Source organism: Streptomyces sp. S3(2020) (assembly GCF_013044505.1).
Lineage (GTDB): Bacteria > Actinomycetota > Actinomycetes > Streptomycetales > Streptomycetaceae > Streptomyces.
Window position 1 is genome coordinate 25,501 of the sequence record NZ_JABERD010000050.1, and the last position, 20,215, is coordinate 45,715.

The window sequence follows — 20,215 nt, forward strand, 5'->3', positions numbered from 1 at the left end:
TCTCCTTCGTGCGTACGGCGGTGTCAGCCGACCTTGTTGATGGGGTTGGTGCCGTCCCACACGGCGGCCATCTCGCGCAGCGCGGCGAAGAGTTCGCCCTTGGCGCCGCCGATGTCGGAGATCTCGATGACCGTGCCGGGGTGCGTCTCGGTGTCGAGGTAGGCGAAGCGGCCGCCCTGGATCGCACCCTCCTGGGCGACGGTGTAACCGAGGGACAGGGCGCGGTCGTAGAGCTCCTGGTAGTCCTTCGTCCAGTAGGCGACGTGCTGCGCGCCCTCGTGGCCGGCGTCCAGGAAGTCCTTGTAGAGGGACGGCTCGTCGTCGAGGGGCTGGATCAACTCGATCTGCACGTCACCGGAGTTGGCGACCGCGGCGGCCATGCGCATACCGGAGGAGACGCCCCGGTACGTGAACCAGTCCGTCTGTACGGGGTCCTGGTAGAACCAGGGGCCGACGCCCTGGGCGACCCAGAACTCCATCGCGGAGTGCAGGTCGCGGACGACGTATCCGATCTGGGCGATCTGCCCGAAGACACGGCTCATGAGGTGACCTCCAGAACGATCTTTCCTACGGCTGTGTTGGAACGCATGTGGTCCGCCGCCGACTTGGCGTCGTCGAAGGCGAAGACGCGGTCGACGACGGCTCGGACCCTGCCTTCCGCCACGGCGGGTACGACGTCGGTGGCGAGCGCGGCGCAGGCGTCGGCGAGTTCGTCGGGCGTGCGCACGCTGAAGGTCGTCCCGAGTACGCGCAGACGCCGGAACGACAACTGGTCGAGGTCGATGGTGGACTCGGCCCCGGCCAGCCGCCCGACGTTGACGACGGTGCCGCCGACGCGTGTGGCCGGGAAGGTGTCGGCGAAGAGCTGCCCGCCCACGTGGTCCAGGGTGAGGTCCACCCCGGCGCCGCCGGTGACGGCGGCCACGGCCTCGGCGAGGTTCTCGGACGCCGTGTCGACGACGACGTCCGCGCCGACGGACTTCAAGGCGTCGGCCTTGCTGTCGGAGGTGGTGGTCGCGATGACCTGGGACGCGCCGAGCGCCTTCGCCAGCTGTACGCCGATCAGGCCGACCGACGAGGTGGCGCCGACGACGAGGACGCTCTGCCGCAGGCCGAAACCGCCCTGGGCGAGGGCGTCGTGCTCGGTGGCCAGTGCCACCGGCAGGGCCGCGGCGTCGGTCCACGACAGGGACTCCGGCACCGTGATCACATGCCGGTGGTCGACCAGGGCGTAGGGGGCGAAGGCGCCCAGGGTGACGCCCATGACGCGGTCGCCGACGGCCCGGTGCCGCACGTCGGTGCCGATCGCGTCGACCTTGCCGGCGAATTCGAGACCGGCGGTGAACAGGTCGCTCGTCTTCGCGCGGGGGTTGTACGTGCCCTGGAGCATGTACAGGTCCGCCCGGTTGACGGCGGCCGCCCGCACGCGGACGCGGATCTGTCCAGGGCCCGGTGCCGGTATGCCTACGTCCCGGACGTCCCATTCGGGACCGGCGCCTCCCATGAGCGCCCGCATGGTGCTGGTCATCACTGGTTCTCCGTTGCGACGTTTACGACGTGGAAAGGAATCCGAAAAACTTACGGTGTATGTACGCCGTTTCCTCAAGCTAGACTTACGTAATAAGTCATGTCAAGAGTGGGGAGGGCCGATGGAAGTCCGAGGCAGCGGCCGGGGCAGGCGGCTCGGCCTGTCGCGGGACAAGGTCGTCGACGCCGCGGTCGCGGCCATCGACCGGGACGGCCCGGACGCCTTCTCCCTGCGGAGACTCGCGGGTGAGCTGGGCGTCGAGACGATGTCGCTCTACAACCACGTACCGAACAAGGACGCCCTGCTGGACGGTGTCGCCGAGGTACTGCTGGGCGGGGTCGACCTGTCCGGAGCCGACACCGGGACCTGGCAGGAGCGTGCGCGGGCGCATGCCGCCGCCTTCCGGGCCGCGGCCCTGCGGCACCCCAAGGCGTTCACCCTGGTTCTCACCCGGCCCACCCAGTCACCGGCCGCCATGGAGAACGTCCGGTGCGCCCTGGCCGGATTCCCCGAACTCGGGCTCCCGCCCCAGGAGCTCGTGCACGTGGTGCGGAGCTTCGCCGGGTTCATCGTCGGCATGATCATGCGGGAGCTGGGCTCGGCCATCACCGTGGGCACCGTCGGGCAGGACCAGGTCCAGCGGCGGGTCGAGGAGATGTCCGCCCTGGGTGATCCGCTCCTGTCCGCTGCCGCCCCCTATCTCGCGGTGAGTGACCACCAGGCCGAGTTCGAGCACGGCATCGAACTGCTCATCGCCGGTCTCGCGGTGCGGGTGGGGGTGCCCTACGACGGGGGGCCGAGAAGGACATGACCGTGGACCCGACCGCAGGGGGCAGAAGACGGCAGCAGCGTGGTCTGCGCCGCGCCGGGCAGATCCTGGACGCGGCGGAGGAACTCGTCGCGGCCGCCGGTGTCGAAGCCGTCGGCATGAACGCCGTAGCGCGCCATGCGGGCGTGTCTCCGGGCACTCTCTACCAGTACTTTCCGCACAAGCGGGCCCTCGTGGACGGGCTGTCGCGGCGGTTCGCGGAGGACCTGCGCGCAGAGACGTCGGGCACGCCCCGCCTCCTGGCCGGGCGTGGTGGTGAAGGGGCCGAGTCCGCCCTGGACGGTGTGCTCCGCAGGGTCCTGACCCTGGCGGAGGCGCGCCCGGCCCTGCTGCCCCTGCTGTGTGGCACCGGGTTCACCGGTGAGCCGAACATGCTCTTCCGATCCCTTGCGGCCCGCCTGGCCCCCCTCCTGGGCGAGGGCGCCGCCGATGAACTCGCGACCCGCTTCCTCGTCCAAGGCGTCGCGGTCGCCCTGCGATGTGACGACCCCGATGCGCGGACCGTCGTACTCGAACGGACGCGGGCGGCGATTCTGGGCGCCGTGCGGGCCTCGACCTGCCGTGATTCCTCATAGCGCTTGAAACTTATGAGATAAGTTGCTAGGTGGCGCAGGGGTGCGCCGTTGGACGAAGGGATGGGCGATGGCGCAGAGGATGACCCGTCGTGGGCCGCTGACCAGGGCGGAGATCGTGCGTCAGGCCTTGGTCGTGGCCGAGACGGAGGGCATGGAGAAACTGTCCCTCCACAAGATCGCGGCGGCGGTCGGGGTGCGGACCATGTCGTTGTACAACCACGTCGACGACAAGGCCGATGTCCTCGACGCCATGGCGGACGTGATCCTGAGCGGGATCCGGATTCCCGAGGTCGACGAGATGTCGTGGGAGGACGGGATGCGGGACCTCGCGCACTCCTTCCGCACCGCCGCACTGGGGTACCCCCGTTCCGCGTCCCTGGTGCTGACCCGGCGCCTGAACGCCCCTGCCGCCATGCCGGTGGTCGAGGCCGCGCTGCGCCTCCTGAACCGCGCCGGGCTGGAAGGCGCCGACGCCGTGCATGTGCTGCGGGCCTTCATCGCCTTCCTGATCGGGACGCTCTCGCGCGAGGTGGGGTTCGCGCCCACGTACGCCGGTGCCATCCCGGGGGTGACCGCCATGCGCGAGCAGGAACTCGTCGACGGCGGGCTTCCCGCCGTGGCCGCCGCGGCGGCCGAGCTGGCCGTGATCGACCACGAGGCGGAGATGGAGTACGGCCTGGAGCTCCTGCTCGACGCGGTGCGACGCCGGGCCGCAGCGCTTTCCTGACTCCGGTGGGTCCGCGCTGTCGCGCGCCGTGCCGCCCGACAGCGCGGACCCACCCGCGTCACCCCACCGGCACCTCATGCCGCTCGGCGTCGCCCTTCGCCGTCGTGCGGTCGGGAAGGCCGGCGCCCTCGATGTCGACGTCGGGCAGAGCGCGGTCGAGCCAGCGGGGCAGGCTCCAGGCACGACGGCCGAGCAGGGCCATCGCGGCGGGCACCAGGGTCATCCGGACCACGAAGGCGTCGATGAGGACACCGATGGCGAGCGCGAAGCCGATGGACTTGATGACCGGGTCCTCGTTGAAGACGAACCCGGCGAAGACCGCGGCCATGATGAGCGCGGCTGCACTGACGACCCGCCCGCTGCGGGCGACGCCGTGGACGACGGCCCGCTGTGCGTCCAGCGTGTTCTCGTGGTGCTCGCGCATCCGGCTGACGAGGAAGACCTCGTAGTCCATGGCGAGTCCGAACAGGACGCCGATCAGCAGGACCGGCAGGAAGCTGGTGACCGGGGCGGCGGCGGGGATGGCGAGCGGGCCGTTGAGGTGGCCGTACTGGAACACCCAGACCGTGGTGCCCAGGGCCGCGGCCACGGAGAGCAGGAATCCGAGGGCCGCCTTGAGCGGGACGAGCAGGGAACGGAACGCGAGGGTGAGCAGGATCAGGGCCAGGATCACGATGATCGCGACGAAGCCGGGCAGTGCGCCGGACAGCTTGTGCGCGACGTCGATGGCGGCCGCGGTCTGTCCGGCGATGTAGAGGGTGCCGCCTGCCCCGGCGATCGCCGGGGCGTTGTCGCGGAGGCGGTGCACCAGGTCGGTGGTGGCCTGGTCGTCTGGTCCGGTCCTCGGTACGACGCCCATGACGACCAGGCTCTTGTCGGCGTTGGGCACCGGCTGGGAGACGGCCGCCACGTCGGAGTCCCCGGCGAGGGACGTGCGCAGGTCGGTGACGGTGGCCGTGATCTTTGCGGCGGGTATCGCCTTCGTGTCGACCACGGCGACGAGGGTGGCGTTGAAGCCCGGTCCGAAGCCCTCGGTGAGCAGGTCGTAGCTCTTGTGCTGGGTACTGGTGGTGGGGTCCGAGGCGTAACTGGGCAGTCCCAGACGCAGGTTGCGGGCCGGCAGGGCGAGCGCGAGCAGGGCGATCACGCCGGCCAGCAGCACGATCAGCGGCTTGCGGGTGACCGCGCGGGCCCAGGCCAGACCCCAGGCGCCGGGGGCTCGCTCGCGACGGCCGGGACGAGGCTTCCCGGCGCGGGGGCGGAGCCGCTCACCGAGCAGGCCGAGTACGGCCGGCACCAGGCTGACGGCGATGAGGACGGCGATCAGCACCGTGGCGGCGGCGGACAGGCCCATGACGGCCAGGAAGGGGATGCCCGTGGCGCACAGGGCGGCCAGGGCGATGATGACCGTCGCACCGGCGAAGACGACCGCGCTGCCCGCCGTCGCCACGGCCCGCGCGACGGACTCCTCGGCGTCCATGCCGGGGTCGGCGAGCTGTTCGCGGTGGCGGGAGATGATGAACAGGGCGTAGTCGATGCCCACCGCGAGGCCGATCATGAGGGCGAGCACGGTGGACGTGCCGGTGATCGACACCCAGGTCGACATGAACTTCACGCCCAGGACGCCGATGGCCACGCCCACCACGGCGGTCAGCAGCGGCAGTCCGGCCGCGATCAGCGAGCCGAGGGTCAGGGCCAGTACGACGAGGGCGACCACGACGCCGACGAGTTCGGCCGGTCCGCCGACCTTCGTCTGGGCCTTCATCGCGGTGCCGCCGTACTCGACCTCCAGGCCGGCCTTCTTCGCGGGGGCCATCGCGCCGCTCAAGGAGTCCTTGGCCTGCTGGGTGACGTCGGCGGCGGCCTGCCGGAAGCGGATGTCGGCATAGCCGATGCGCTTGTCCGCGGACATCGTCCCGGTCGTGAAGGGGTCGGTGACCTGCACGACGCCGGAGATCTCGGCGGCCCTGCCGAGCCCCGTCCGGATGGCGGCCTCGGCCTTCGACTCCGTCAGGGTGCCGTCCTTCGGGGCCGCGTACACCACGCGGATCACGCCGCCCGCGGCGTCCGGGAACTTCTTCTCCAGGAGGTCCTGGGCCTGTTGGGACTCGATGCCGGGGACGGTGAAGTCCGAGGCCACCTTGCCGTGGATGGTGATGCCCAGGCCGCCGACCGCGGCGAGCAGCAGCAGCCAGACGCCGATGACCCGGCCGCGGTGGGCCACCGCGAACCGTGCCCATGCGTAGAGGCGAGACGCCATGTCCGCCTTCCCTTCGTCTTCCGATGTGAGCTTGCTGCACCCTAAGGCATATTTACAGTCGACTGTAAATTAACTCTGCATGGTAAGATTTGGGTATGGTGACTGACGGGCCACGGGACGGCCTTCGGGAGCGAAGCAAGGCGCGACGCAGAGAGGCGATCCTCCGGTCCGCGTATCTGCTCTTCGCGGAGCGTGGATTCGACGCGACGACGATCGCCGACATCGCCGAGGCGGCCGAGGTCTCGCCGCGCACGGTCACGCTGTACTTCCCCTCCAAGCTGGAACTGGCGCTCGCCCGCTCCGACGCACTCGCCGAACGTCTGGGCGCGGCCCTGCGTGAACGGCGGGAGGGCTGGCTGACACTCGACGCCCTGGAGCACTGGCTGCGTGCGGAGATCGCCAACCGGAGCGACCTCGACGACCTGTCCGAGCGGATGTTCGAGCTGAACCCGCAGATCAAGGCCGTCAGCAACGGGCGCCTCGCGGAAGTCGTCCAGGAAGGCGCGCGCATGTTCGCCGAGGAGAGCGGCAGCGCACCCGACGCCTTCGGCCCGCGCATGGTGGCCACCACCGCGGCGGCGATCGTCAGCGAGCTGTGCCACGACCCCGAGAACGCCGACATCGACGGGGCCATGGCCTTTCTGCGGGCCGGGGCCGCCACGCTGCGGCGGTGATCGACGCGCGGGCGGCTCAGAGAGCTGCCTGCACCGCCCGTACCTGACTGACCGTCACGAAGTCGCGGTCGAGTGCCCCGGTACGGGGCTCCCGGGGCGCGCTCCAGCCGTTTTTCCGGTGTGGGCCGCTTCGCGCGACGGCGGCCGCACCTGGCAGTACGTCGCTGTGGTCACCGTCGCGAACGGCAGGCGCTTCCTGTCCTTCGCTCGCCCGGCAGGCGGCGCTGACGGACACCGGCGGGAGAACCGAGGCGCTGGAGGCGCCGGCCGCACAGCCCGCCGCTACGCGCCGGTGCGTGCCTTCTCGTACAGGTCGGGGTCGTGGGCGCTGACGATCGTGAGGTCGGGATCGGCGCGTCGGTACAGCTCGGCGAGGCGGGCGTGGTTGTCGCGGACCTTCTTCAGGTCGAACGCGACGACGGTCTCCATGCCGCGCAGGGAGGCGGGGACGGGGGAGCGGCCGTCGAGGGTGCCGTGGTGGTAGAAGGCGTCACCGGCGTGCAGGACCCAGCGGGATCCGGCGTCGACCGCCACGGCGGCGTGGCCGCGGGTGTGGCCCGGGAGAGCGACGAGGACGATGCCGGGCGCGATCGTGTCGAGTTCCCTGGCGGCTGCGAACCCGCGCCATGTGTCCCCGTCGGGACGGTGCTCGACGAGCTTCGGGCCGTGTGCCCACTGGGCTGAGCTGTAGCGGATCCGCTCCCGCCAGGAGGGGGAGTGGACGGCCCCGCGCGCCTCGTCCGCGGTGAGGTGGACCTGGGCGTGGGGGAAGTCCGAGAGGCCACCGATGTGGTCGGCGTCGAAGTGGGTGAGCACGATGTGGCGGACGTCGTCCCGGCGGAATCCGAGCCTCTCGACCTGCCGGGCGGCCGTCTCCTCGGGGTCGAACGCCGGCCGGATGAAACGGCGTGCCGGTCCGACGCGCCGCCCGGGGTCGGCGATGTCGCCGAGGCCGAAGCCGGAGTCGACGAGGACGAGAGCGTCGGCGGTCTCGATCAACAGGACGTGGCAGACGAGACGGGCGCCGGGCGGACGCATCGTGCCGCAGTTGAGGTGGTGGACCTTCATGGCGGGTCTCCTCCATGAGACTTATGTCGTATGTCAATATTGCTCAAGCTAGACTTACGATATAAGTGAAGTCAAATACATGCCCCCTGGGCGAGGAGAGAAATCATGAAGATCGTCGTGCTGGGTGCCACCGGCAACATCGGCTCACACGTGGTCGAGGAAGCCCTGTCCCAGGGTCACGAGGTCGTGGCCTACGTCCGCAACCCCGACGCGGTACAGCCGCAGACCGGGCTGACCGTCGTGCGGGGTTCGCTGGACGACCGGGCGGCCATGGCGAAGGCCTTCGCCGGCGGTGACGCCGTGATCTCGGCCATCGGGGTCGCCCTGCGCGCGAAGAAGCCCGTCGACCTGATGCGGCGCACCCTGCCGGTCGTCACCGCCGCGGCGCGGGACGCCGGAGTCGAGCGGTTCGTGCTCGTCTCGGCGTTCGGTGTCGGGGACACGGCGGCGAAGGCGTCGTTCTTCGCGCGGCTCGTCTATCGCACGGTCGTCGCCGCGATCTTCAAGGACAAGGAGCTCTCGGAGGAGAACCTGCCTGCGAGCGGCCTGAACTGGACGACCGTCTACCCGGTCAACCTCAAGGAGGCCCCTGCGGCACCGGCCGCCACGGTCGAGCGCCTCGACCGGGTCGCCAAGGTCCCCGGCCTGCCCACCCTCCCGTTCGCGAACGTCGCGCGCGCCCTCGTCGAGATCGCCGGTGACAGTGGCCTCGCCGGGCAGCGGATGCTCGTCACGACCGAGAAGGGATGGGAGCCCCTGGGACACGGGGCCTGAGGGGGAGCGTGGTCTCGCCGGTCAGCGAACCAGGTCGCTCGGGTCGGTGTTGGCGCCGCAGAGGACGACGGCGACCTTCTCGCCGGGGGCCGGACGGTAGGGGGCCTCGGTGGCCGTGAGGGCGGCGAGGGCCGTGGCGGCAGCGTGTTCGACGGCGAGCCGGCGGTGGTCCCACAGGGCCTGGCGGGCGCGGACGATCTCGCTGTCCGGTACGAGGACGCAGCGCACGTGGTCCTGCCGGGCCGCGTGGAGTGCCATCGCCGAGGTGCGGCGGGCGCCCAGGGAGTCGGCGGCGACGGAGTCCACGGGGACGTCGACCGGGTGGCCGGACTCCACGGCTGCGTGCAGGGCCCGGCAGTTCTCCGGCTCGACGGCGACGACCCGGACGCCGTGGTGCCGGGCGGCGGTGGCCACGCCGGTGAACAGCCCGCCACCGCCGACGGCCACCACGACCGTGTCCAGGCCGGGCAGCCGGGTGCGGATCTCCTCCAGGAGGGTGCCCGCGCCGGCCGCGATGAGCGGATGGTCGTAGGCGTGGGAGGTGAGTGCGCCGGTGGTGCCGGCGAACTCCTCGCAGGCGGCGAGGGCCTCGGCGTACTCCGCGCCGACGAGGCGGACGTCGGCGCCGTACGCGCGCAGCTTGGCCACCTTCACCGCGGGTGCGGTGGTGGGCACGAAGACGGTCGCGGTGACGCCCTCTTGTCGTGCGGCCCACGCGCAGGCGAGCCCCGCGTTGCCACCGGAGGCGATGGTGACCCCCGTGTCCGGGAGGGTGCCGGCGTCGCGGTGGGCCTGGAGGAAGTTCTGCGCGCCGCGGGCCTTGAAGGAGCCGGTGTGCTGCATGAACTCCATCGCCAGCCACAGCTCGCACGGCCCCGGCACGCTGTCCGCGTCGGCCGGAGCGAGGGTGACGGGACGGACCCGGCCGGTGATCCGTTCCGCGGCGGCCTTGATGTCGCCGTAGGTGAGCTGGTGCACGGTGCTGCTCCTGCTGAGGGGCGTCCCCTCGTCGGCCGGACTGTTCGATACGACGTATCGTACAGTGACTCGCATGCCGCGCCACTCACCCTCCCTGGACCGTGCGACCCCGGACCGCATCGCCGAGACCGCCCTCCTCCTCGTCGACGAGAGCGGCCCCGAGGCGCTGACCTTCCGGGCGCTCGCCGTGCGCCTGGACATCTCCCTCGCCTCCCTCCAGCGGCGCTGCACCGACCTGGCGGGGCTGCTCGACCTGTGCACCGACCACCTGGCCGCCCGCCTCCCCGTGATCGAGCCGGGCACCGACTGGGCCACGGCGACCGAGGCGCGCTTCACCGCGCTGTACCGGCTGCTCGCCGCCCACCCCGGGCTGCTCGCCCTGCGCGGGACGCGGCCCTGGCTCGGGCCGAACCTGCTGGCCCGCCTGGTGGAGCCGCAGCTCGCCGACAGCCTCGCGGCCGGGCTGAGCCCTGAGGAGGCGATCACCGCGTACCGGCGGATGTACCTGCTCACACTCGGCAGCGCGAGTTTCGTCGACCACCGCGACCCCAAGGCCACCCGGGCCGCGACGCGCACCGCGCTGGCCGCTCTCGACCCGGAGGAGTTCCCGGTGCTGACCGGACACCTCGCCGCGATCGTGCCCGCCGTGACCGACGACGAGGTCTACTACGGCGCCCTGCGCCAGCTCATCCGCGCCACCGCCGCCTCCCCCTCCGCCGACGCACAGCAAGGACCCTGACCATGAGCACCACCACCGTCCCCACGGCGCGCATCTTCAGCAGCGACAACGTCGCCGGCGCCTCCCCGGAGATCATCGAAGCGACAGCCCGGGCGGCCGGCGGCCAGGCCAAGCCGTACGGCGCGGACGACATCACCGGCGATGTCCGGCGCAAGCTGTGCGAGGTCTTCGAGTGCGACGTCGACGTGCTGCTGGTCTCCACCGGCTCCGCCGCGAACGCGCTGAGCCTGGCCGCACTGACCCCGCCGTGGGGGAGCGTGCTGTGCCATCGCGACAGCCACATCAACAACGACGAGTGCGGGGCGCCCGAGTTCTACACCGCGGGCGCCAAACTCGTCCCGCTCGGCGGCGACGACGCCAAGATCGATCCCGACGAACTGCGGGCGGCCGTACGGCACAAGGCCGGGGACGTGCACAGCGTGGAGCCCTCGGTGGTGAGCGTCACCCAGGCGACGGAGACCGGTGCCGTCTACTCCCTCGACGAGCTCCACACCCTGGGGCCCGTCGCCAAGGAGGCGGGCCTGCGCCTGCACATGGACGGTGCGCGCTTCGCCGGAGCCGTCGCCGCCCTCGGGTGCAGCCCCGCCGAGCTGACCTGGCGGGCCGGTGTCGACCTGCTGTCGTTCGGGGCCACCAAGAACGGCACGATGACCGCCGACGCGATCGTCGTCTTCGACCGCTCCCGCACCGCCGAACTGGCCTTCCGTGCCAAGCGTGCCGGCCAGCTGTCCGCCAAGACGCGTTTCCACGCCGCCCAGTTGGACGCGTACCTGACCGACGACCTGTGGTTGCGGAACGCGACCCACGCCAATGCCATGGCCGCCCGCCTCCAGGAAGGCCTGAAGACCATCACCGAGGTCGGACTGCTCGGCGCCGCCGAGGCCAACATCCTCTTCTGCCGCCTGCCCCGGCAGACCGTCGACGGGCTCCTGTCGGACGGCTACGGCTTCTACCACGACCGCTGGGAGCCGGGCGTCGTCCGCTTCGTCACCTCCTTCGCGACCACGGAACAGGACGTCGACGACCTGCTCCACGCCGTTCGCCGACACACCGTCTGATCTCAGCGAACGGGACTTCTGACGAGTCGGGTACCCCTGCGACGCCGGGCACCTGACCCCGTACGCCGGAGACCGCGACCGTCAGCGCAGGACCACCGTGCGCCTGCCCTTGACGAACACGCGGCCCTCGCAGTGCCAACGGACCGCTCGGGCCAGGGCCGCCGACTCCGCGTCGCGGCCGATGGCGGCCAGCTCGTCGGGGGCGTGGCTGTGGTCGACGCCGATGACCTCCTGGGCGATGATCGGGCCTTCGTCGAGGTCGGCGGTGACGTAGTGGGCCGTCGCGCCGACGAGCTTGACGCCGCGTTCGTGGGCCTGGTGGTAGGGCTTGGCGCCCTTGAAGCTGGGCAGGAACGAGTGGTGGATGTTGATCACCCGGCCGGGCAGCCGGCTGCACAGGTCGTCGGAGAGCACTTGCATGTAGCGCGCCAGCACGACCAGGTCGACGGCGAACGAGTCGATGATCTCCAGGAGCCGGGTCTCGGCCTCGGGTTTGGTCGCGGCGGTGACCGGCACGTGGAAGAACGGGATGCCGTGCCAGGTGACGAGTGACTCGTGGTCGGGGTGGTTGGAGACCACCCCGACCACTTCGACGGGCACGTCGCCGCTGCGGGCGCGGTAGAGCAGGTCGTTGAGGCAGTGGCCGTAGCGGGACACCATGATCAGCACGCGGCGCCGGGTGCCGACCGGTTCGAGGTGCCACCGCATGGCGAACGGGGCGGCCACGGCGGCGAAGCCGCGGCGCAGGGTTCGCGTGGTGCTCTCGCCACCGGAAGCGGCGAAGTGCACCCGCATGAAGAAGTGGCCGTCCCGGCGGTCGCCGAACTGCTGGTTGTCGATGATGTCGCTGCCGTGCTCGACCAGGAACTGCGAGACGGCGAGAACGATCCCGGGAGCCTCAGGACAGTCGAGGGTGAGGACGTGCTCGACCGGTTCCGCGGCGGGATCGGTCGTTGCGTCGCAGAGGGCGGGGGACGTGGCGGGAGCCAGGGAATCAGTCATGGGAGTCGGCATTCGATGACGTTGACGGCGAGACCGCCGCGGGCGGTCTCCTGGTGTGCGACGTAGTCGACCTTCATGTCCCGGCCGGTGTCGCGCATGGTCTTGACGGCCTCGGCCTCGGCGCCGGTGGCGTCAGGGGATCTCCGGACCCTGGTACTCGCTCATCGCGTCGATGAGCCAGCGGGCCAGGTAGTCGGCGAACGAGGAGCGCGGGAAGAGCCGGTACGTCGGTGCGTCGTCGACCTGCCAGAGCAGTACCGCGACCGGGCCGACCGTGGTCGACACCGCCTGGCCGGGACCCAGGGCACGGGGATGGAGGTCGAGCGGGCAGCCCTTCTCCAGGACCTGCCGGGCGGCCGGGCCGCTCAGCTCCAGCGTGGTGCGGTTCGCCGAGACGTCCACGACCGAGCCCGGGTCTCCTGCGAGTGCCTCCCGCAACTCGGAGGCCACGGTGGCCCCTTCGGCCTGGGAGAGCACGAGCCACTCGTCGGGGCCGAGCCACACGACCGTATGAGGGCCGGACACACCGGTGTGTCCGCACCGCCGGGGGAGCGGGGCCCCCAGCGTCTTCCCGATACGGTCGGCCGCCTCGGAGGAGGGGTCGACACGCAGGTTCACCATGGTGATGTACGGCCACTCGGCCAGGGAAACGCCCCGGGCGCCACTGACGGTGGCGGCCCGCATCCGCTCCTCCAGATGCGCCACGGGGCTGGTACGCGATGCGGTGATCCGCTCAGCCATCTCGCTTGGTCCCTTCGGGGTCGTAGAGGACGAAGTCGGCCACCTCGACGGGCACCAGGTCCTCGCCCACCGGGGCGAGCAGGGTCTGGCCGATCCTGGCCCGTCCGTCGGCGACGAGGGCGAGCGCGAAGGGGCGGCCGAGGGCCGGGCTGTGGTAGCTGGAGGTGACGTGGCCGAGCATCGGCACGGGCACCGTCTCCAAGGGGGTGTCCGGGGGCACGAGTTGAGTGCCCTCGGGCAACCGGGTCGTGCGGTCGGCCGGCAGCAGGCCGACGAGTTGCTTGCGGTCGGTGCGGGAGGTGTCGGCGCGGGTGTAGGACCGCTTTCCGACGAAGTCCTTCTGCCGGGAGACCACCCAGGACATGCCCGCGTCCTGCGGGGTGACGGTGCCGTCGGTGTCCTGGCCGACGATGATGTAGCCCTTCTCAGCGCGCAGGACGTGCATGGTCTCGGTGCCGTAGGGGGTGATGCCGTACGGCTGTCCGGCCGCGTACACCTGCTCCCAGACGGCGAGGCCGTACCACGCGGAGACGTTGATCTCGTAGGCGAGTTCGCCGGAGAAGGAGATCCGGCAGACGCGGGCCGGGATGCCGGAGGCCAGGGTGGTCTCGCGGAAGGCCATGAACGGGAACGCCTCGGCGGACAGGTCGAGTTCGGGCGCGAGCCGCGCGACGACCTCGCGTGACTTCGGCCCCACGACCGCGATCGTCGTCCACTGCTCGGTCACCGAGGTGCAGTGCACGTCGAGTTCGGGCCACTCGGTCTGGAGCCATTCCTCCAGCCAGTCAAGGACGTTCGCGGCGCCGCCGGTCGTGGTGGTCATGAAGTAGCGGTTGTCGTCGAGGCGGAGGGTCACGCCGTCGTCGAAGATCATGCCGTCGGGCTTGCACATGACGCCGTAGCGGGCCATGCCGGGCTTGAGCTTCTTGAAGGCGTTGGTGTAGACGCGGTTGAGGAACTCGCCCGCGTCCGCGCCCCAGATCTCGATCTTGCCGAGGGTGGAGGCGTCCATGACCGCCACTCCCGCACGGGCCGCACGGCACTCGCGGGCCACGGCGGTGTCCATGTCCTCACCGGGCAGCGGGAAGTACCAGGGGCGCTTCCACTGGCCGACGTCCTCGAACTTCGCGCCGTGCGCGACATGCCAGGTGTGCACGGACGTGGTCCGCTCCGGATCGAACAGCTCGCCGCGTTCCCGTCCCGCCAGGGCCGCGAAGGCGATCGGCGTGTACGGCGCGCGGTAGGCGGTGGTGCCGATCTCTCCCAGCGAACCGCCGAGCGCCTCGGCGATCACCCCGATCGCGTTGACGCCCGACGTCTTGCCCTGGTCGTTGGCCGTGCCGAGCGAGGTGTAGCGCTTGACGTGCTCGACACCGCGCATGCCGGCGCCGGTGGAGCGCCAGATGTCGGCGACGGTGACGTCACGCTGGAGGTCGACGAAGTGGGTGTCCCAGGTGCCCGGTTCCCCGTCGGGGGCGGGCACCAGCCACAGGGCCCGCGTCGGGCCGGGCGTGAACCGCGGGGCGGCGGACGGTACGGCGACCGGGAACCCAGCCGCCTCCGCGGCCAGCGCACCCGCCCGCGCTCCCTCGGCCACGCAGCCGTCGAGGTCGTACGTCCCGCGCGCGGCGCCCACGACCCGCTGGTCGCGTACGGTCCCGTCGGGCACGAAGGCGACCAGTCCGGAGTCCCAGCGAAGCCTGCCCTGGCGTTGGCTGTGCAGGTGCACCACCGGGCTCCAGCCACCGGACACGGCGAGCAGGTTGCAGTCGAACGACTGGGCGGCGCCCGTGAGTTGACCTTCGGCGTCGAGGGCCTGGACGGTGACTCCGGTGAGCCGGCCGTCTCCCGTCGTGTCGACCACCGCGCTGCCCGTCAGCACCCGCACCCCGGTCGCCGCGGCGATCTCGGCGGCACGGTCGGAGAGTTCGGGCCGCGCGTCCACGACGGCGGCGAGGTCGATGCCCGCCGCGTGCAGATCGGCGACGGTGTCGTAGGCGCTGTCGTTGGTCGTGCTCACCACGGCCCGTGAACCCGGCGCCACGGCATACCGGTTGAGGTACGTGCGGACGGCCCCCGCGAGCATCACACCGGGCCGGTCGTTGCCGGCGAAGACCAGCGGACGCTCGTGCGCGCCGGTCGCCAGGATCACCTGGCGGGCCCGGATGTGCCACAGCCGCTGCCGTGAGACACCCTCGGGAGCGTCGGATCCCAGGTGGTCGGTGCGCCGTTGCAGCGCCAGCACGTAGTTGTCGTCGTACGACCCGAAAGCCGTGGTGCGGTGCAGTACGACGACCTCGGGAGCGGCATCGAGGGCCGCGCGGACGTCGGCGACCCACCGGAGGTCGGACCGCGCGGCGGAGAGCAGCGAACCGCCCGCCTCACGCTGGTCGTCGACCAGGATCACCCGGGCACCGGAGCCGGCCGCAGCGGCGGCGGCCGCGAGACCGGCGGGTCCGGCGCCGACGACCAGGACGTCGGTGTGGGCGTACTTCTTGTCGTAACCGGCCGGGTCGGGGGTCGGGTCCAGCCGGCCCATCCCGGAGAGCGTGGTGGCGGACAGGCCGTCGTACAGCTCCACGGTCGTGGCCGGGAGCATGCCCTCCGAGCAGGAACCGTCCAGCTGCACCAGGGCGTTGGGCTCCTCGACACCCGCGGCGACGATGCCGCGCGGGCGGCCGCGGTAGAGCGACGGGGCGACCTCGACGACACCGTTCGCCAGCATGGCCGAGGCGATGGTGTCGCCCGGGTGTCCGGTCAACTCCCGTCCGTCGACGGTGAATCGGAGCGAGGTGCCGCGGTCGACACGGCCGCCCCGCGGCAGCCGGAAACGCTGGTCGGTCATCGGTTCCCTCCCGGGCGCGGCTCGTCGAGCCGGTAGATGGCCAGCAACTCGTTGCTGACGGTGTCGCGCAGGACGTTGAACCAGCGGCGGCAGCCGGTGCTGTGCACCCAGCGTTCGGCGAAGGGGCCCTTGGGGTTGTCGCGGTAGAAGACGTACTCGGCCCACTGCTCGTCGGTGAGGTCGGCGGGGGTCTGCGGATAGGGGACGTGGGCCTGCCCGCCGTAGTGGTACTCGGTCTCGTCGCGCGGACCGCACCAGGGGCAGCTGATCAGCAGCATGGCGTTCTCCTCGATGCCTCAGTGGGCCACGGCCGCGGCGCCGTGTTCGTCGATCAGGGCGCCCGTCCGGAAGCGGTCGAGGGCGAAGGGGGCGTTGAGTGGATGCGGCTCACCGGTCGCGATGGTGTGCGCGAAGGTCCAGCCGGCCGCCGGGGTGGCCTTGAAACCGCCGGTTCCCCAGCCGCAGTTGACGTAGAGGTTCTCGACGGGCGTGCTGCCGATGATCGGCGAGGCGTCCGGGCTGACGTCGACGATGCCGCCCCAGGTGCGCAGCACGTGCGCCCGCGCGAAGATCGGGAACAGTTCGACGGCGGCGGCCATCTGCTGCTCGATCACGTGAAAGGAACCGCGCTGACCGTAGCCGTTGTAGGAGTCGACGCCCGCGCCCATCACCAGCTCGCCCTTGTGGGCCTGGGAGACGTAGACGTGCACGTGGTTCGACATGACGACGGTGGGGTGCACCGGCTCGTGCAGTTCGGAGACCAGTGCCTGGAGCGGATGCGACTGCACCGGCAGCCGTACGCCCGCCCGCTCGGCCAGCACACTGCTGTGCCCGGCCGCCGCGAGCCCCACCGAACCGGCGTGGATCCGGCCGCGGTTGGTCTCCACTCCCACGACCCGGTCGCCGTCCCTGAGGAAACCGGTGACCTCGCAGCCCTGGATCAGGTCCACGCCCAGCTCGTCGGCGCGGCGGGCCAGTGCCCAGGCGACGTGGTCGTGCTTGGCGATGCCGGCCCGCGGCTGGAAGGTGCCGCCCAGGACCGGATAGCGGGTGCGGGAGGAGACGTTGAGGATGGGGCAGACCTTGGCGACCTCGTCCGGCTCCAGCCACTCCGCGTCGACCCCGTTGAGGCGGTTGGCGCCCACGCGGCGCATGCCCTCGCGGACGTCCTGGAGGGTGTGCGCGAGGTTGAGGACGCCGCGCTGGCTGAACAGGAAGTCGTAGTCCAGTTCCTCCGGGAGGCGCTCCCACAGCTTGAGCGCGTGTTCGTAGATCGCCGCGCTCTCGTCCCACAGGTAGTTGGAGCGGATGATCGTGGTGTTGCGGGCCATGTTGCCGCCGGCCAGCCAGCCCTTCTCCAGGACGGCGACCTTGGTGATGCCGTGGTTCTTGGCGAGGTAGTAGGCGGTGGCCAGGCCGTGTCCGCCCGCGCCGACGATGACGACGTCGTACGAGGAGCGCGGGTCGGGGTTGCGCCACAGGAAGTCCGGGTGCTCCGGCAGCGGCGTGCTGGTCATGCCGCGTCTCCGTTCAGGTGGGGGTAGAGGGGGAACGCGGCGGCGAGCTTCTCGACCCGGGCGCGCAGTTCGTCGTCGGGCTCGCCCTTGAGGGCCTCGGCGATGATGTCGGCGACCTGCCGGAACTCCGGTGTCCCGAAGCCTCGTGCGGCCAGGGCCGGGGTGCCGATCCGCAGGCCCGAGGAGACCATCGGCGGGCGCGGGTCGAACGGCACCGCGTTGCGGTTGACGGTGATGCCGACGCGGTGCAGCCGGTCCTCGGCCTGCTTCCCGTCGAGCGCGGAGTTCCGCAGGTCGACGAGGACCAGGTGGACTTCGGTGCCGCCGGTCAGCACGGTGATCCCGGCTTCGGCCACATCGTCGGACAGCAGCCGGCCGGCCAGGATGCGGGCGCCGTCCAGGGTGCGCCGCTGGCGCTCCCTGAACTCCTCGCCCGCCGCCACCTTGAAGGCCACCGCCTTCGCCGCGATGACATGCTCCAGCGGGCCGCCCTGCTGGCCCGGGAAGACCGCGGAGTTGATCTTCTTGGCCAGGCCCGCACGGCTGAGGACGACTCCGCCGCGCGGACCGCCGAGAGTCTTGTGCGTGGTGGTGGTGACGACGTCGGCGTACGGCACCGGGTTCGGGTGCAGGCCCGCGGCCACCAGCCCGGCGAAGTGCGCCATGTCCACCATCAGGTAAGCGCCCACCGCGTCGGCGATCCGCCGGAACGCCGCGAAGTCCAGGCGGCGGGGATACGCCGACCAGCCGGCGACGATCATCTTGGGCCGGTGGGCGAGGGCGAGCTGTTCGACCTCGTCCATGTCGATCCGCAGGTCGGACTCGCGCACGTGGTAGGGCACGACGTCGTACAGCCTACCGGAGTAGTTGACGCGCATGCCGTGGGTGAGGTGCCCGCCGTGCGCCAGGTCGAGGCCGAGGATCGTGTCGCCGGGCTCCAGCAGTGCGAACATCGCGGCCGCGTTGGCCTGGGCGCCCGAGTGCGGCTGCACGTTCGCGGCCTCGGCGCCGAACAGCTCCTTCACCCGGTCGATGGCCAGCTGCTCGACGACGTCCACGTGTTCGCAGCCGCCGTAGTAGCGGCGGCCCGGGTAGCCCTCGGCGTACTTGTTGGTCAGGACCGAGCCCTGGGCCTCCATGACCGCGGCCGGGGCGAAGTTCTCCGAGGCGATCATCTCGAGGGTCGACCGCTGGCGGTGCAGCTCGGCTGCCACCGCGGCGGCGACCTGGGGGTCGAGCTCGCTGAGCGGAGCGGAGAGGCGGGTGAACGTGCTGGTCGACGAGGGCGTTGCCATCTGTGCACCATCCTGAGAGCCAACTGGTGAGCAACTGATATATCAGCGTCTGCGGTAAAGTATGCGAGCTTGCAGGACAGGTCAAGGGGGCCCTATGCGGAACGTGGCGACCGAGCCCGTGACCGGCGAGGAGGTCTCGCTGGCGGAACGCGCCTACCGGGCCATCCGCGACCGGCTCGTCATGCTCGAGATCCGCCCGGGCGCGCCGATCAACGAGGAGCAACTGGCACAGTCCCTCGGCGTCGGCCGTACTCCGGTGCGTGAGGCACTCAAGCGGCTTCAGTACGAGCGCCTCATCACGGCCTACCCGCGACGCGGGACCTTCGCCACCGACGTCAACATCACCGACCTGGCCCATATCTCCGAGGTGCGCCAGGAACTGGAACCCCTGGCCGCGTCCCAGGCGGCACGGCGGGCCACGGCCGCCGACCGGGCGGCCCTGACGGCACTGCGACGGCAGCTGGAGCCCGCGGACTCCCGCCGGCCCGACGCCGCCGAACTCATGCGCCTGGATCTCCAGGTCCACCGCGCCGTCTACGCCGCCACGCACAACCCGTACCTGGAGGACACCCTCGTCCGCCACGACAACCTGGCCACCCGCATCTGGTGTCTGTTCGTCGACCGGCTGTCCGACATGGCGGGCCACGTCGACGAGCACGGACCGCTGATCGAGGCGATCGTCGCGGGTGACGCCGACAAGGCGGCACAGCTCGCCCGCGACCATGTCGAGGGCTTCGAGCGCGCCATTCGCGCCGCCATCTGAATTCCCCCGCCTCAGCTGGGGGGAGGGGTCAGAGGATGCTGTCGATGAAGGTGCGCGTCGACTCGTGCACGGGGGCGTCGATGACCTGGGACGGCGGGCCCTTCTCGACGAGCCGGCCCTCGGACATGAAGACCACCTCGTCGGCGACGCCACGGGCGAACCCGATCTCATGGGTGACGACCATCATCGTCATGCCGCTGGTCGCCAGCCGCTTCATCACGTTCAGTACCTCGCCGACCAGTTCGGGGTCCAGGGCCGAGGTCGGCTCGTCGAAGAGCATGACGCTGGGCTTCATGACCAGCGCCCGCGCGATCGCCACGCGCTGCTGCTGGCCGCCCGAGAGGGTGCTGGGGTAGACGTCGGACTTGTGGGCCATACCCACCTCCTCCAGCGCCTGCATCGCGTCGGCCACGGCCTCGGCCTTGTTGACGCCCTTGACGCGGCGCGGTGCCTCGATGAGGTTCTCCAGCACGGTCATGTGCGGAAAGAGGTTGTACGCCTGGAAGACCATGCCGGTCCTGGTGCGCTGCCTCGCGATGGCCGAGGGCGACAACTCGTGCAGCTTGTCGCCCTTGATGCGGTAGCCGATCACCTCGCCGTCCACGACGACGGTGCCGCGTGAGGGGCGTTCGAGGTGGTTGACACAGCGCAGCATGGTGCTCTTGCCCGAGCCGGAGCGGCCGAGGATGACGACCACCTGGCCTCGGCGCACCTCCAGGTCGACGCCCTTGAGGACCTCGACCGCACCGAAGCTCTTGTGGAGGTCGATGATCCGGACGATGGGATCGGCCGTCGAGGTGTCGGTGCCGTCGGGCGCGGATGTCGTTGCGCTCATCGGATCC

At 71.0% G+C, this 20,215-nt stretch carries 20 protein-coding genes; 8 read left to right on the forward strand and 12 right to left on the reverse strand.

The genetic code is table 11. The features are described from left to right. Positions 1-23 precede the first annotated feature (23 nt). Positions 24-542: a VOC family protein gene (locus tag HLK59_RS18230; RefSeq protein ID WP_171142506.1), complete on the reverse strand. Its 519-nt coding sequence runs from the start codon at positions 540-542 to the stop codon at positions 24-26. Further along, the gene (locus HLK59_RS18235; RefSeq protein WP_171142507.1) at positions 539-1,528 is read right to left on the reverse strand and encodes a zinc-binding dehydrogenase; all 990 of its coding nucleotides are present in this window, start codon (positions 1,526-1,528) and stop codon (positions 539-541) included. The genes HLK59_RS18230 and HLK59_RS18235 overlap by 4 nt, the downstream gene beginning before the upstream one ends. A gap of 121 nt (positions 1,529-1,649) precedes the next feature. Here HLK59_RS18235 and HLK59_RS18240 point away from each other — a divergent pair, with 121 nt between their 5' ends. The 3 genes from HLK59_RS18240 to HLK59_RS18250 all read left to right on the forward strand — a co-directional run bounded on the left by HLK59_RS18240 (position 1,650) and on the right by HLK59_RS18250 (position 3,659). Continuing rightward, positions 1,650-2,339, forward strand: a complete 690-nt coding sequence (locus HLK59_RS18240) for a TetR/AcrR family transcriptional regulator C-terminal domain-containing protein (protein WP_171142508.1) — start codon at positions 1,650-1,652, stop codon at positions 2,337-2,339. 2 nt (positions 2,340-2,341) lie between these two features. Then, positions 2,342-2,932: a helix-turn-helix domain-containing protein gene (locus tag HLK59_RS18245; RefSeq protein WP_346779758.1), complete on the forward strand. Its 591-nt coding sequence runs from the start codon at positions 2,342-2,344 to the stop codon at positions 2,930-2,932. Positions 2,933-2,999: 67 nt separating this feature from the next. After that, the gene (locus tag HLK59_RS18250) at positions 3,000-3,659 is read left to right on the forward strand and encodes a TetR/AcrR family transcriptional regulator C-terminal domain-containing protein (protein ID WP_206327276.1); all 660 of its coding nucleotides are present in this window, start codon (positions 3,000-3,002) and stop codon (positions 3,657-3,659) included. Positions 3,660-3,717: 58 nt separating this feature from the next. On the opposite strand, the gene HLK59_RS18255 is transcribed toward HLK59_RS18250, so the two are convergent. Then, the gene (locus HLK59_RS18255; RefSeq protein ID WP_171142510.1) at positions 3,718-5,919 is read right to left on the reverse strand and encodes an MMPL family transporter; all 2,202 of its coding nucleotides are present in this window, start codon (positions 5,917-5,919) and stop codon (positions 3,718-3,720) included. Between the two features lie 95 nt (positions 5,920-6,014). On the opposite strand from HLK59_RS18255, the gene HLK59_RS18260 reads away from it, so the two are divergent. After that, positions 6,015-6,593, forward strand: a complete 579-nt coding sequence (locus HLK59_RS18260) for a TetR family transcriptional regulator (protein ID WP_171142511.1) — start codon at positions 6,015-6,017, stop codon at positions 6,591-6,593. A gap of 282 nt (positions 6,594-6,875) precedes the next feature. Here HLK59_RS18260 and HLK59_RS18265 read toward each other — a convergent pair whose 3' ends face one another. Next, positions 6,876-7,661 carry an MBL fold metallo-hydrolase gene (locus HLK59_RS18265; RefSeq protein WP_171142512.1) on the reverse strand — a complete coding sequence of 262 codons (786 nt, stop codon included), beginning with the start codon at positions 7,659-7,661 and terminating at the stop codon, positions 6,876-6,878. Positions 7,662-7,766: 105 nt separating this feature from the next. On the opposite strand from HLK59_RS18265, the gene HLK59_RS18270 reads away from it, so the two are divergent. Next, on the forward strand, positions 7,767-8,435 hold the full coding sequence (locus HLK59_RS18270; RefSeq protein ID WP_171142513.1) for an NAD(P)-binding oxidoreductase: 669 nt from the start codon (positions 7,767-7,769) through the stop codon (positions 8,433-8,435). Positions 8,436-8,456: 21 nt separating this feature from the next. On the opposite strand, the gene HLK59_RS18275 is transcribed toward HLK59_RS18270, so the two are convergent. After that, positions 8,457-9,413 (reverse strand): threonine/serine dehydratase, encoded by a 957-nt coding sequence (locus HLK59_RS18275; protein ID WP_171142514.1) that lies wholly within the window; start codon positions 9,411-9,413, stop codon positions 8,457-8,459. A 73-nt stretch (positions 9,414-9,486) separates the two neighbouring features. On the opposite strand from HLK59_RS18275, the gene HLK59_RS18280 reads away from it, so the two are divergent. Next, complete coding sequence (locus HLK59_RS18280) at positions 9,487-10,152, forward strand: TetR/AcrR family transcriptional regulator C-terminal domain-containing protein (protein WP_171142515.1); 666 nt, start codon at positions 9,487-9,489, stop codon at positions 10,150-10,152. 2 nt (positions 10,153-10,154) lie between these two features. Then, a complete protein-coding gene (locus tag HLK59_RS18285) occupies positions 10,155-11,210 on the forward strand; it encodes a low specificity L-threonine aldolase (RefSeq protein ID WP_171142516.1) in 1,056 nt (351 codons plus the stop codon). An 81-nt stretch (positions 11,211-11,291) separates the two neighbouring features. On the opposite strand, the gene purU is transcribed toward HLK59_RS18285, so the two are convergent. The 6 genes from purU to glyA form a co-directional block, all read right to left on the reverse strand. Then, positions 11,292-12,212 carry a formyltetrahydrofolate deformylase gene (gene purU, locus HLK59_RS18290; RefSeq protein ID WP_171142517.1) on the reverse strand — a complete coding sequence of 307 codons (921 nt, stop codon included), beginning with the start codon at positions 12,210-12,212 and terminating at the stop codon, positions 11,292-11,294. Positions 12,213-12,344: 132 nt separating this feature from the next. Then, on the reverse strand, positions 12,345-12,953 hold the full coding sequence (locus HLK59_RS18295) for a sarcosine oxidase subunit gamma family protein (protein WP_171142518.1): 609 nt from the start codon (positions 12,951-12,953) through the stop codon (positions 12,345-12,347). Then, positions 12,946-15,798, reverse strand: coding sequence for a sarcosine oxidase subunit alpha family protein (locus HLK59_RS18300; protein ID WP_171142519.1), 2,853 nt, complete (start codon positions 15,796-15,798; stop codon positions 12,946-12,948). Before HLK59_RS18300 ends, HLK59_RS18295 begins: the two co-directional genes overlap by 8 nt. After that, on the reverse strand, positions 15,795-16,076 hold the full coding sequence (locus tag HLK59_RS18305) for a sarcosine oxidase subunit delta (protein ID WP_171142520.1): 282 nt from the start codon (positions 16,074-16,076) through the stop codon (positions 15,795-15,797). Before HLK59_RS18305 ends, HLK59_RS18300 begins: the two co-directional genes overlap by 4 nt. Before the next feature lie 18 nt (positions 16,077-16,094). Next, a complete protein-coding gene (locus HLK59_RS18310; protein WP_171142521.1) occupies positions 16,095-17,315 on the reverse strand; it encodes a sarcosine oxidase subunit beta family protein in 1,221 nt (406 codons plus the stop codon). Further along, on the reverse strand, positions 17,312-18,610 hold the full coding sequence (glyA, locus tag HLK59_RS18315) for a serine hydroxymethyltransferase (protein ID WP_171142522.1): 1,299 nt from the start codon (positions 18,608-18,610) through the stop codon (positions 17,312-17,314). Before glyA ends, HLK59_RS18310 begins: the two co-directional genes overlap by 4 nt. Before the next feature lie 94 nt (positions 18,611-18,704). Between glyA and HLK59_RS18320 the strand changes: the two genes are divergently transcribed. Next, positions 18,705-19,373: a GntR family transcriptional regulator gene (locus tag HLK59_RS18320; RefSeq protein WP_171142523.1), complete on the forward strand. Its 669-nt coding sequence runs from the start codon at positions 18,705-18,707 to the stop codon at positions 19,371-19,373. Positions 19,374-19,401: 28 nt separating this feature from the next. On the opposite strand, the gene HLK59_RS18325 is transcribed toward HLK59_RS18320, so the two are convergent. Beyond that, positions 19,402-20,208: an amino acid ABC transporter ATP-binding protein gene (locus tag HLK59_RS18325; protein ID WP_171142524.1), complete on the reverse strand. Its 807-nt coding sequence runs from the start codon at positions 20,206-20,208 to the stop codon at positions 19,402-19,404. Between the last annotated feature and the right edge of the window lie 7 nt (positions 20,209-20,215).